Source organism: Ruegeria sp. BG6, assembly GCF_056538465.1.
In genome coordinates this window covers 22,775-35,509 of sequence record NZ_JBQFTB010000018.1, presented here as the reverse complement: position 1 = coordinate 35,509, position 12,735 = coordinate 22,775, and the positions used below count along the sequence as shown (strand labels likewise).

At 57.2% G+C, this 12,735-nt stretch carries 14 protein-coding genes; all 14 read right to left on the bottom strand.

Annotated elements, in window-relative coordinates:
- Position 1: 1 nt before the first annotated feature.
- The gene (locus ACR0JW_RS21680) at positions 2–1,060 is read right to left on the bottom strand and encodes a YeeE/YedE family protein (protein ID WP_170617249.1); all 1,059 of its coding nucleotides are present in this window, start codon (positions 1,058–1,060) and stop codon (positions 2–4) included.
- A gap of 52 nt (positions 1,061–1,112) precedes the next feature.
- Positions 1,113–2,336: a 5-aminolevulinate synthase gene (hemA, locus tag ACR0JW_RS21675; RefSeq protein ID WP_170682490.1), complete on the bottom strand. Its 1,224-nt coding sequence runs from the start codon at positions 2,334–2,336 to the stop codon at positions 1,113–1,115.
- A 1-nt stretch (position 2,337) separates the two neighbouring features.
- Positions 2,338–2,772, bottom strand: coding sequence for a DUF302 domain-containing protein (locus ACR0JW_RS21670; protein ID WP_170617245.1), 435 nt, complete (start codon positions 2,770–2,772; stop codon positions 2,338–2,340).
- Between the two features lie 78 nt (positions 2,773–2,850).
- Positions 2,851–4,113 (bottom strand): NAD(P)/FAD-dependent oxidoreductase, encoded by a 1,263-nt coding sequence (locus ACR0JW_RS21665; protein ID WP_170682489.1) that lies wholly within the window; start codon positions 4,111–4,113, stop codon positions 2,851–2,853.
- 24 nt (positions 4,114–4,137) lie between these two features.
- Positions 4,138–4,791 carry a c-type cytochrome gene (locus tag ACR0JW_RS21660; protein ID WP_480714432.1) on the bottom strand — a complete coding sequence of 218 codons (654 nt, stop codon included), beginning with the start codon at positions 4,789–4,791 and terminating at the stop codon, positions 4,138–4,140.
- A 56-nt stretch (positions 4,792–4,847) separates the two neighbouring features.
- Entirely contained in the window at positions 4,848–5,906 is a 1,059-nt protein-coding gene (locus tag ACR0JW_RS21655; RefSeq protein WP_480714427.1) for a c-type cytochrome, read from the bottom strand.
- A complete protein-coding gene (soxC, locus tag ACR0JW_RS21650) occupies positions 5,890–7,161 on the bottom strand; it encodes a sulfite dehydrogenase (RefSeq protein WP_170682486.1) in 1,272 nt (423 codons plus the stop codon). The genes ACR0JW_RS21655 and soxC overlap by 17 nt, the downstream gene beginning before the upstream one ends.
- 64 nt (positions 7,162–7,225) lie before the next feature.
- Positions 7,226–8,923 (bottom strand): thiosulfohydrolase SoxB, encoded by a 1,698-nt coding sequence (gene soxB, locus ACR0JW_RS21645; protein ID WP_480714426.1) that lies wholly within the window; start codon positions 8,921–8,923, stop codon positions 7,226–7,228.
- 87 nt (positions 8,924–9,010) lie between these two features.
- Positions 9,011–9,856 carry a sulfur oxidation c-type cytochrome SoxA gene (gene soxA, locus ACR0JW_RS21640; RefSeq protein WP_170682484.1) on the bottom strand — a complete coding sequence of 282 codons (846 nt, stop codon included), beginning with the start codon at positions 9,854–9,856 and terminating at the stop codon, positions 9,011–9,013.
- A gap of 70 nt (positions 9,857–9,926) precedes the next feature.
- Positions 9,927–10,256 (bottom strand): thiosulfate oxidation carrier complex protein SoxZ, encoded by a 330-nt coding sequence (gene soxZ, locus ACR0JW_RS21635; RefSeq protein WP_170617232.1) that lies wholly within the window; start codon positions 10,254–10,256, stop codon positions 9,927–9,929.
- Positions 10,257–10,290: 34 nt separating this feature from the next.
- Complete coding sequence (gene soxY / locus ACR0JW_RS21630) at positions 10,291–10,707, bottom strand: thiosulfate oxidation carrier protein SoxY (protein WP_170617230.1); 417 nt, start codon at positions 10,705–10,707, stop codon at positions 10,291–10,293.
- Positions 10,708–10,753: 46 nt separating this feature from the next.
- A complete protein-coding gene (soxX, locus tag ACR0JW_RS21625) occupies positions 10,754–11,230 on the bottom strand; it encodes a sulfur oxidation c-type cytochrome SoxX (RefSeq protein WP_170617228.1) in 477 nt (158 codons plus the stop codon).
- 131 nt (positions 11,231–11,361) lie between these two features.
- Positions 11,362–11,940: a SoxW family protein gene (locus tag ACR0JW_RS21620; RefSeq protein WP_170825049.1), complete on the bottom strand. Its 579-nt coding sequence runs from the start codon at positions 11,938–11,940 to the stop codon at positions 11,362–11,364.
- A 14-nt stretch (positions 11,941–11,954) separates the two neighbouring features.
- Positions 11,955–12,695, bottom strand: a complete 741-nt coding sequence (locus tag ACR0JW_RS21615; protein ID WP_170617224.1) for a cytochrome c biogenesis protein CcdA — start codon at positions 12,693–12,695, stop codon at positions 11,955–11,957.
- Positions 12,696–12,735 lie beyond the last annotated feature (40 nt).

Genomic DNA, 12,735 nt, shown 5'->3' with positions numbered 1-12,735 from the left:
TTCAGGACTGCTGTGGAACGGGCAACCGCATCAGCAATCTGTGCGTGCTGATCGCCCCAACCCACATGAAGAAGACGGCGAGCCATGCGGTCGATGACAGGGCTGACCCACCAGACAAACCGGCCCCAACGGCGCAGCCGCCTGCCAGCATCGCTCCGAAACCCATAAGAACGGCCCCGACCAGGTAGCGTTCCATCGGTGTATCCGGGCCAAACCGTTCAATCTTCCACTCTCCGGCAAGTATGGCAGATCCCGCTGCACCGATGGCCACACCCGGAACAAGGCCGATACCGAAGGACAGCACGACATTACGCTCTGCAACCAATGCCATCAGTGTATCTGTGGAGGGGCCCGTGAAGGTGACCGAGGACACGGGCACAACTTCAAAAGACGCTTGCGCGATTGCAAATGTCATCAACCAGCCAAATGCAACCGCCACCCCAACTCCTGCTGCGGATACGATCTTGGTGATCGTGACATTCCGGCGGATTGCAAATGCAATTGCCAGGGCCAAACCGAAGGACGCAAGGCTTGCGTAAATCACCGGAGAAAACCCAATTATCTTGGACAGATCACGCGGCGCGCCTCCAGCGATGGTCCAGATGCCGGAAAGCGCCTCGCGCGCCGGGCTGAGAACACCGGTGTAGGCCGCCTGAGCCACCAAGGTCAGAATCAACCCCGCTACAAGGGCACGCAGGTTCCCGCTGGACGCCAGAACCAACAGGCGTGAGGCGCACCCGCGCGACAGAACCATTCCAACCCCGAACATTGCACCGCCAATTACCGCACCGCTGAGACTTCCCGTCGATGCAATCGCACGCGCCCCGGACAGGTCCAGCCATCCGAACGAGACAAACCCCTGCACCAGAGTCAGCGCTGCGGAGAAGGCAATCAGCCAAACCGCAAGCCGTGGCCCGAACTCACCTTCAGCGACCTCGACGGTCGAGGCGCGCAAACAGAAGTGGGATTTCTGGGCGGTCACACCGAATAGGAGGCCGACAAGCGCTCCGGCAAATGCCAGCGCGCCCGGGTCTCCCAGCAGATCGATGAGCCTCTCCATGGACAGAAACTCTCACCTCGTTGATTGTTCGTCTTTGTCTTTCGTCAAATTACTATTGCGCGGCCATCGGCGTTCGAGCCAGTTGGCATTGCGTCCAAAGCTCGCCCAAAGCGGCTACCAACCTGTCGATGTCTTCCGGTGAATGCACGGGCGACGGAGTGATCCGTAAACGTTCAGTTCCCTTCGGGACGGTTGGGTAGTTGATGGGCTGGATATAGATCCCGAAATCACGCATCAGAACGTCTGAAATAAAGCGGCATTTGACCGGGTCGCCAACCATGACCGGGATGATGTGGCTTGGGTTGGGTGTGTGTGGAATGCCCAGTTCGTCCAACCTGATTCTGACTTCCTGCACGCGTTGCCGGTGCAAATTCCGCTCCGCTTTGCTCTGCTTCAGATGACGAACAGAGGCCGCCGCACCAGCCGCCACGGCAGGGGGCAGCGCGGTGGTGAATATGAACCCGCTGGCAAAAGACCGAACAAAGTCGACAAGGTCATGGGAGGCCGCAATGTATCCGCCGACAACGCCGAACGCTTTGCCCAATGTTCCTTCGATGACGGTCAGACGGTTCATCAGACCTTCGCGTTCGGCGATGCCACCTCCGCGTGGGCCGTAAAGTCCGACGGCGTGAACCTCATCCAGATAGGTCATCGCGCCATAACGATCGGCCAGATCGCAAATCTCGGCAATCGGTGCAATGTCGCCGTCCATCGAGTAGACACTCTCGAACGCGATGAGCTTCGGGGTATTGGCCGGCAGGTCCGCAAGGTGCCTTTCAAGGTCCGCGAGGTCGTTGTGCTTCCAGATCCGCTTGTTGCAGCGACTGTGGCGTATGCCCTCGATCATCGAAGCGTGGTTCAGTTCATCGGACAGAACAGTGATGTCGGGGATCTTGGACGCCAAAGTGCCCAAAGCAGCCCAGTTCGACACGTAGCCGGACGTGAACAACAACGCCGATTCCTTGCCGTGCAAGTCTGCAAGTTCTTGTTCCAGCAACACATGCTCGTGCGTGGTTCCCGAGATATTCCGTGTTCCGCCAGCCCCGGCACCACAGCTGTCAATGGCCTGATGCATGGCGGCGAGGACTTTGGGATGCTGACCCATCCCGAGATAATCGTTCGAACACCAGACGGTTACATTCTCAGGACTGTTCTTCGTGTGGCTTCGGGCAGTTGGGAACTTGCCACACTGACGTTCCAGATCAGCGAAGACCCGGTAGTTCCCTTCTTCCTTCAGCTTATCAAGCTGGTCGCGAATGCACTGCTGGTAGTCCATTTCAGTTTCCAACGGCCTCTTCGACGATCTCGGACAACAGGGTCTGGACCTTTTGCATCGGACCGTCAGGATAGCTTCGGTATCCCACCATCACGCCGCTATCGTTCTCGGCCACAAAAATTCCGTAGGGGCAGTAGCCGATATTCATTGGGTCGGCTTCCATCACCTCACGCGAGATCTTTGCTGAACAGAAGATGAAGATATCTGCGGCCGAAAAAATCTGTTTGTCGCTGCCGACGTCAGAGCCTGTTCGGTTCAGCATTTCACCGACATGGCTGACATAGTCGATGACCAGTCCCTGTCCCACGATCGCGGACTCCACGGCGAAGGTGGCATCGTCAAAACTTCCGTCGAAGGGAGTGGTTATGATCGCTTCTGCAAGCGCCTGGCTTGCCAAGACAGCGGAAAGCGCGGCCGTAGCGATAAAGTGTTTCATGATCGTGATCCTCCTCGTGAACCGCATTTTCTCAGGTTGTGCTGCGGGGGCTTTGACACCGGTCAAACCCCCAGTCCTTTAGCCAAACATGTCCGAGGTGATACCCGCGTACCAACCAAGCGACTCTTCGTAGGTTGCTTTCCGAAGGTCTGCGTTTTCGCCTATCTGACTGATGAAACCATCCACCTTGGCGATCTTCTCGGGCGTCGCTTCATACGTGGCACCGACCTTGACCCCGTCATCGGCATCGATGAGCGACCAGCACGTGTTAGAAAACTTGGCCGGAAACACTTTCGACCCGGTCAGCGCGCCTCGTACGGCATTTGCACAAACCTTCGCCTGACTGTTGGCCGAGAAACCGGATTTCGGCATATCGCCCTGCTGGCTGGCATCACCAAGGACATAAATGTCCGGATCGGCTTTCGAGGACATGTCCGCCGCATTGACAGGTGCCCAGTTTCCGTCGGTCACACCCGCCATTTCCGCGATGCGCCCCGCTTTCATCGCCGGGATCACGTTGCAGACATCGACCTTGGTCACTTCACCGTCGATGGTCACTGTCATCGCGTCCGGATTCACCGACACGTTGCCGCCGCCGAAGTCTTCACCGATCCAGTCAACCATCCCTTCGTAGTGGTTTGCCCAGCCTTCCTGAAAGAGTGACATCTTGGAAAACTTCGGTTTCGGATCAGCTACGATGATCTTTGCTGTCGGATTGTTCGCCTTCAGAACATGCGCGACCATTGAAACGCGCTCATACGGCCCGGGAGGGCAACGGTAGGGATTCGGCGGGGCGACCATTGCAAAGGTCCCGCCTTCGGGCATTGCCATTACCTGCGCTTTCAGGAGTTCGGTCTGGGAACCGGCCTTGTATGCGTGCGGCATCTTGTTTTGTGCGGAGATATCCCAACCTTCGACCGCGCCGTCGACGAAATCGATACCCGGGCTCAGGATCAGCTTGTCATACGGGACGGATCCACCCCCCGCCAGGGACACGGTCTTTGCGTCGCGATCCACGCCAACCGCCCAATCATGAACCACGTTGATGCCATAGTCCGCGGCCAGCGTGCCGTAGCTGTGTGCAATATCCGAAAGCTCCTGAAACCCTCCCAGATACAGGTTCGAGAAGAAACAGGTGTAGTACGTTCTGGACGGCTCGATCAGAGTAACGTCGATTTCGCCTTTGCTATCCTTGGCAATGTAGCGTGCAGCGGTTGCCCCGCCGGCGCCGCCGCCAACAACCACGACACGTGGCTTGCCTTGCGCCAGTACCATCGGAGCGGACAGCCCGGCGGCAATTGCCCCGGCGGTTCCAAGAAATGCTCGTCTATTGATTGTCATCGCGTTTCCTCCCCTTAGTCACTTTTATTCTGGATTGTTGAAATAGGCGGCCAAGGCCGCGATCTCGTCGTTGCTTAGCCGTCCGGCGATCATTTGCATGACCGGATGGGGCCGCTGCTTTTGCTTGTATGCGTGCATGGCGACCACGAAGTCCTCATCAGGCCAATACACGATCGAAGGAATGCCATCGTCGGCCCCTTCGATCTGATGGCATGTCGTACATTCGCTGCTGAGATATGCGCCATAATCAGGATCACCCTGGATCGCCAGAATTGCCGGGTCGACCGAGCGATCGGTACTTTTAGCCGTTGGATCCGCTTCGGGAATATCCCGGGGGTTGTCCGAAAACGCCCGAAGATATGCGATGACGTTGGCCCGGTCTTCTGCGGTCTTCAAACCGCGAAAACTCATCCGTGTTCCTGACGCAAAGGCACGTGGGTTTTCGATGTAAGCCGACAGGGTGTCCGCGTGCCATTCCAGGCCCGAATTTCCTGCACGTTTCAGGCTTTTCGAATAGTTGAAGCCATCCAGCCCGGCGGCCTTGCGGCCGAAGATACCGTTCAGATGTGGACCGATCTTGTTTTCAGCCCCGTCACCGACCTCGTGGCAGCCTTTACACTGCGCGAACACAGCTTTCCCGGCGTCCGCATCGCCCAGGTCCTCGGTTGCGCTTGCCATAGGTGCAAGACCACCCAAGACCGCAGCACAACTCAGTACCTTCGGCCACCCCATGGTCAGCCTCCGAACGACTTGAGATAGACAATGACCGCCTGGATATCGTCCTCTTTCTTAAGTCCCGCGAAAGACATTCGCGTCCCCTTCATGTAGGCTTTGGGCTTTGCCAGAAACGCCGCCATTTCTTCGTCAGTCCAGACGAGGCCGTCATCGGCGGCCGCCTTCATTGCCTTGGAGTATTTGAACCCTTCGACAGCACCGGCATTTGCTCCGATAATCCCATTCAAGGCCGGGCCCGTCCGGTGCTTGGCACTTTCACCGACCTGATGACAGGATTGGCACTTCTTGAAAACTTTCTTTCCGCTTTCGATCATCTCGGGATCAAGTGCGGCGGTTTGTTCTACTGCTGTAGCTTCCGCCGGTTTATCTTCGACCTCCACCGATGCTTCCTGAACCGAAGGCTGCGCCTCGGTCGCCTTTGCTGCGGTTTCTTCAGGCGTAACATCCAAAACGGCCGCGCGCATCGTGATTTCCACGCTTTCCTTGCAATCGGTCATGCAAGGTTTGCTGGTCCAGAAATGGGCCTCAGCGGTTTCACGATCATCCACGATGAAACCGCCTGCATTCGGCATTTCGACTTCGAGGAAATTCTCGTGCGACAGAGTAAACTCGTCATCGACGATGTCATTGGAATAAAGGATATAGGCCACCATCGCATAGACATCATCCGTTTCCAGCGACTGTGCGTTTCCGAAGGGCATGGACCGGTTTACATAGTCCCAGACCGTCGAAAGATAGGGCCAATAGGACCCGACTGTTTTCAGGGGGTCCTTGTCGGACAGTGTACCTTCGCCGCCCGCCAGTTTGGGCCAGTTGTCCACGCCTTCCGCGAAATCGCCGTGGCAGATCGCGCATTGCTCGGCAAAGACCTCTTCTCCGGTGAACACGTCACCAGAACCCTCCGGCAACCCGGTTCCGTCCGGAGCGACGTCCAGATCCCACGCCGCAATCTCTTCTGACAGTGCTGGCCGTCCAAGTCCGAATTTTTCGGCATGAGCCGGTACGGCCAAACATAAAGCAAGGGCAGAGGCGGCCAACAGCTCAGGATACTTCGACATTTTCCGCCTCTCCGGTCTCTTTGATCCACCAGGTCTGGATGCAATTGTTGTGGTAAATTGAATTCTCGCCGCGCACTTCACGCAGTTGGGCCTTGCTTGGCTGGACATAGCCTGTGGAATCCTTCGCGCGGGCCTGCAGAAGCATTTCGGACCCGTCCCAGTTGTAGTCCAGATAAAAGCGGGTCAGCGCCTTGTCCGTACCGGGCGCTGCCAGTCGGGCCGGAATCCAGTTCTTGCCCCCGTCCACGGAAACGTCGACACCCGTGATCGAGCCTCTTCCAGACCAGGCCAACCCTGTGATCACCAAGGGTCCCGGTCCGTGCTTTATCGGAGCCTGTGGACTGGGCGACGTTACAACGGACTTGGCGTCCATGACCCAAGTCCATTTACGGGATGTGCCGTCTTCCAGCGTGTCGGTGTATTTCGAAGTCTCCTCGCGGCTCTCAATCGCCATTTCCGTGACCTCGACACGGCGCAGCCATTTGACCCACATGTTGCCTTCCCAACCGGGGACGACCAGGCGAACCGGATAGCCATGTTCCTTGCGCAACGCCTCGCCATTGGCCTTGAAGGCCACGAGCACGTCGTCCATGGCCTTTTCCAGCGGGATCGAGCGCCCGTTCGAGGATGCATCCGCCCCTTCAACGTAAACCCACTTGCCTTCGGGCTTCACGCCGGCCTCTTCCAGCAGGGTGCGAAGCGATACGCCGGAATATTCCATATTGTGGATCATTCCATGGGTGAACTGCGCACCATTCAGTTGCGCACCGGCCCACTCCATACCTGTATTTGCAGCGCACTCGCAGAAATAAACGCGGTTCTCTCGCGGGAAGCGTTCAAGGTCTTCGTAGGTGAACACAAGGGGTGTATCGACCAACCCGTTGATCATCAGGCGGTAGTCCGCCTTGCTCAGTTCGATGGCGCCTGAATGATGCCTTTCGAACGCGCAACCCTGCGGCGTGATTGTACCGTCCAACGCGTGGATCGGTGTGAAGTTTATCGAACTGATCGTGTCGGCGGTCAGCCACTCGACATTGCGGCGCACGACGTCGTCTTCAAACTGGATCGGCAACCCGTAGGGGGTCGCATCCACGCCCTCACCAGTGGCCTGTGCCCATTCCTGAACCTGGGTAATCAGCGGATCGGGGCCGGCAGCGCGCGCTGCTCCGGCGCCGACTGCTCCTACTCCAACGGCGGCCGCGCCACTTAGAAATTGGCGGCGGGAGGGTGCCTTTTCTCTGGAGTTTTCACTCATCGTGTTTGCCTCCGTTACTCGATCAGCAAATTTTGTTTATGTGTTGCAAGTTCCGGCCGCGGCCTCAGGCGCCGATGACATCGACCGATGTATTCGGCTCGACGGTCACGGTGCCCTGGCCGCGAATGTGGTTTTCGACGACATCCCAAATGGGTGGGCCTTCGGTGCCCTCGTTGACGCTGGCCCAACCCGCCACGACGTAGGTTTTCGACGGATCAATCGCCTCGCCGGTCTTGAGCAGGGTCATTTCACTGATCCGCTGGCCTTGCGGTTTGGTTACGTCGATGCGGTAGCCAAGCCCGCCGACACGCACCATGTCGCCGCCCTGCTGGTAGTAGGGATCTGGGTTGAACAGGTTGTCACCGACATCTTCGAGGATGACGTGGATGAATTCGCCCGTCATTTCCGTGCGATACGCGTTCGGATAGGACATCGAGGTGACGTTCCAGATGTCTTCGCGGGTAATGTCCTGCCCCGGCAGGATCGACGGCCCCCAACGGACGCCGGGCGACATCGCGATGTCCGCCTCGCGCTGGTTGATCAGGGCATCGCAGATCAGATCATCCCAGGTGCCGTTAAAGTTGCCCCGGCGGTAAAGCAGCGAGTCGGTCTTACCGATGACCTCGCTCAATGCCGTTTCGAAAGGTGCCCGTTGATCGTTGATCAAGGTGGAAATGGCAGGATCTGGGGCGATAACGTCCGAGAAGATCGGGATCAGCTTGTGCTTCAACCCCATCATCTGGCCATCCCGCACATCCAGGTCCACGCGGCTGACGAATTTACCATTCGAACCCGACGCGATGATGTGGGTCTTGCCAACCAGAACTGGCTCGGGCAACGCATCATGGGTGTGACCGCTGAGGATCACGTCGATCCCCTGCACTCGGGCGGCCATCTTTTTGTCAACGTCGAACCCATTGTGGCTGAGGACAACGACAACATCGGCACCGGCATCGCGCACTTCGTCGACCATGGCCTGCATGTTTTCGTCCCGAATGCCGAAAGAGTATTCCGGGAACATCCAGCCCGGGTTGGCGATTGGCATGTAGGGGAATGCCTGCCCGATCACGGCGACCTTTGCGCCGCCCCGGTCAAAGAACTTGTAGGGTTGGAACAGCTCGGCGGGCTCGTCCCACTCGGCGTCAAAGATGTTCTGGCCCAGGGCGGCAAAGGGCAAACCTTCGACGATTTCGTTTACTCTGTCGCTGCCCAAGGTGAATTCCCAATGGAATGTCATCGCGTCAGGTTTCAGCGCGTTCATGACATTGACCATGTCCTGTCCAGCCGTCTGGTAGCAGGTGTAAGAGCCGTGCCACGTATCGCCGCCGTCCAGAAGCAGGGCATCAGGGCGGTCAGCGCGGATAGCGTTTATGACTGTCGAGACCCGGTCCAGACCACCGACCCGGCCATAGGTCTTCGCCAGCGCCGCGAAATCATTGTAGGTCAGTGCATAGGCAGACGAGCTTCCATCCTCGATCCCGTAGGCTTTGCGAAACGCGGCACCCGTCACATGCGGCATGTGCCCACGCGCGTCGCCGATACCCAGATTGACTTCGGGTTCGCGGAAATAGATCGGCTTGAGTTGCGCGTGTATGTCGGTGACATGGATCAGGCTAATATTGCCAAAAGTCTCAAACTCCAGCAGCTGATCCTGTGTGAGGCTTTGCTGCGCGGCAAGTCTGGCCCAGTTTCCAAACCCGGACGCCCCATAGAGCGCGGAAGCGGCCATCGAAACCTGCAGGAAGTCACGTCGCGAAATCATCTATCGGCTTTCCTATTTCACATATAAATGTGTGAATATTTAATCAGTCGAAAACCCGCGCAAGACATCTCTTGCGCGGGTTCAGTGTTATTGACGCACGGCCGGAGTTTCGACCGACAGCCCGTTGCCGCGCGAAGCAACATAAAGCTCCAGCGCGCGGAACTCATCCGATCCTTCGGCAAAGGTTTCCGCCCGTGTGTCGCGAATACAGCCGCGGAAACGATTGTGGCGCGAAATCAGCTTGGCCTGTTTCAGGCGGTAGGTCGGAAATCCGTTGATCATACCCTGGCTCAGGTGATCCGCCCGGATCATGTTGCCCCAGTTGTCCTCATGACAATTGGCGCAGCTCAGTTCCAACTGGCCATAGCGGGTATAGTACATTTCCTTACCCTGCTCCCAATAGGGGGCGGCATCGCCATCAATAGCGACGTTCATCGGCATCCCGCGTGACTGCAGACCAATCAGCGCGACCATTCCCTGCATGTCGCCGCCGGACCATTTCCAGGCATCGGCTTCCATGCGATCCGTACGACACTTGTTGATCAGATCTTCCATAACCATCAGCTTGCCGCTTTCGGCATCGACCTTGGGCATGGACGCCTGCAGCCCCTTGAAGCTTTCCACGCCATCATGGCACGAGGCACAGCTTTCACCAGCGGCACCGTCGGCCGCCTGGAATAGGTCCGCCGCCTGATCGACAAAGATCATCGCCGGATTGTCAAAATCGTCGATTTGAAGCGCCTGGGTTTCATCGGTTCGGAAATGCCACCCCGAATAGATCTTGTCGAAGTTTTCGACATGCGCCGGTGCCGCGGTTACCGAGATCATATCCAGCTCGTCGTTGATCACGAGATTGTCGCCGTCTGGTTCGGCAACCGCTGCCACTGGGAAAGCCAGAATAGCTGCAATCGCCGTAAGTGCCTTATTTTTCATTACGTTCCTCCCTTGGTGGACCAGCGCCAGAACTCATAACCGGCGCTGACCTGCCTTAGCGGTCGAGCCGTCAGGCGATCTCGATCGATTTCTTTTCGTCGTAGACAGAGCCGTCATCGTCGTACCATGTGAAGACAAACTCACCGGCCTCGGGCACAGTTGCTTCGAACTGAAAGTACGGGTTTGTCGAAATCGCCGGCTCCATCGTCACATCAACGACCAGCTCACCGTTAAACTCGCAGGTAAAACGGTTGATAATCGAACGCGGGATGACATTTCCTTCTTTGTCTTTGCGCTGACCGCTTTCCATCTTGTGGCTGATCAGCGTTTTGATTGTGATCGTTTCGCCAGCAGCGGCAGTCTTGGGAACCTTGACGCGGGGTTTTACACCTGATGCCATTGGTTAAACTCCTGTTCTTCAGGGCGCGTGGCGATCAGCCGCCGCAGCCGCCAATTGTCACTTTTACGGTCGCGGAAGCCTTGGCAAAGCTGCCATCCGCCATCTTGGCCACAGCAATGACGTCCTGCGTTCCGGCAAGGCGGATGCGCGTGGATGCAGCCTGTTCAGCCGCCAGCGGGCCGAAATTGAACGTGGCAACGCCCGGCTCGGGGTTGCCTGCCGCCACGATCAGAATTGCGGAAGCACCCGGCGCACTGACTTCAATCGGTACAGTATTGCCATTCTCGGCAATTTCCGGCGCCGTAAGGGTGACACCACCGTCCGCCATGTCCGCCCCGCCGGTAAACGCCGCGATGGCATCTTCGGCGGCCGCATTGGCGCGGAGCGGCATCAGTGTCAGGAACGCGGCGCTCAGGCCAAGGGCCAGAGTCTCGCGACGAGAAAGTTCCATTTTCAATCTCCTTCGGATTCTCGCAATTTCACGCCTTAATGCGTGATCATTCCTCTTTCAGGGTCGCCAGAAATGCGACCACATCCTCGATCTCCTGCGCGGTGAGGATCGTCGTCAAAGGCGCTGACGGAGCTTTGCCGGTATAGGCGTCGCCCGGGCGGATATAGCCGTCATCCTTGTAGAAGGCGGGCATGACCGTTCCTTCAAACGTCATCTTGGCATTTGCGACCAAGCCGCGAAGTTCTGCTTCGCTCCAGCGATCACCTGCGCCGTCCAGCATCGGTCCAACTTCGCCATGAAACGGAATTTCCGCCAAGGCCGTAACCGCATGGCAGGCCACGCAGTTGCCCTTGGATTTGTCTCCGACGATGATCGCACCGTTTTCGGCATCACCTGCAACGCCGGTCAGAGAGACCTCGATTGCACCATAATCATCATAGGCTACGTCTTTCGGGCCTGTACCTGCCGCATAAGCGGCGACACCTGTCATTGCGCAGACCAAAGTTAAGAGTCTCAGCTTCATGATCCCTCCCATTTGCTACCGCGCCGATGGCGCTTTGCGGCCCAAAGCTTTGGTGTACCGTAGTCGACGGGCAGGGTTCGTCGCAACATTAAATTCATCAAAATGAATTTTTTTATTTGTAACGCTATCGCTTAGTCCTGCGAAATATTGTTTCGCTCCTGAATGCGCCGCGCATGATACCGTTGAAAATCTTCACCATTATCAAGTTCGTATCGTTTCTCATTGACCCAAGTGAAAAGATCCAGGGTTGTTCCTTTGGAGAACGCGCCTGGCATGACGGCAACCGCCGCATTGATGGCCGTGGCGTCCTGTGGAACTTCTTCCGGCAGAAAAACAAGCGTCGGGGTGAACAGAATCCCCCACTTGCGCATCAGCGCTCTTTGCTCATTTTCTTCCCCGTCAAAGTCGGCGGCGGTGATGCTTCCATGCAGATCCAATTGGACCACAAAGAAGTTGTCTTCGATATACACCGCCAGATCAGGCTGGGGAAAAACCTCATCATGCATCTTTTTGCAATAGATGCAGCCTTGTTGTTCAATGAATAAAACCAGGCGCTTACCTTCGCTTGAAGCCTCTTCAAGATCGTCGCGGAGGTCCTTGAACGTATCGCGCATCCACGGCGTTTTGTGCAAGCCGTCGTCGCCCAGTTCCGCCGCGGAAACGGCCCCACCCAACAGGCATGCTGCCAGGAAAAGTAATACTCGGTTCATGTCTTTCTCCTGTCTTAGCCAATCGCCGCAAGCCAGGGCATATGGTCCAGCATCCACTGGGCGATGAGGTTGATAGAGTTGGTTGCAATCAGCACGCCGAAGAGAATCAGCAGCCCGCCCATTGCCTTTTCGATCAAAGGCAAATGCTTCCTGAACCGCGCCATCCATTGCATGAACGGACGAACCAAAAAGGCCGCCAGAACAAACGGCGCGGTCATTCCTGCACCGTAGACGAACAAAAGCATTGCACCACGCCAGGCCGTCTCGGTACCTGCCGCCGTAAACAGGATTGCCGCAAGCACCGGTCCGACGCAGGGTGTCCAGCCAAAAGCAAAGGCCAGTCCAAGAACGTAGGCCCCGATCAGGCTTATGTTCGACGTCTCGCCTATGTCCGCGCGAAACTGGCGATACAGAAACCCGATGCGGACAAGCCCAAGGAAATGCAGGCCCATTGCAATGATGATGGCCGCCGCGATCCAGCGTAGAATGTCAAAATATTCTCGGACCAACTGCCCAAAAATCGAAGCCGTCGCTCCGAGAGCCATGAATACGGTGATGATCCCGGCTGCAAATGCGATTGCAGATAACGTGGCCCTGCGACGGACGCCGGGCGAAATGGCGGAACCGGCTGAAATCTGCTCCATCCCGACGCCCGCCAGATAGCTGAGGTAGAAGGGCACAATCGGCAGGATGCAGGGAGAAAGAAAGGACAACAGCCCCGCGACCAAAGCTCCTGCAAATGTAATGTCGAGCATGGTCAAACCCGTCCCAAAGCGCTATCATTCACACATTCAA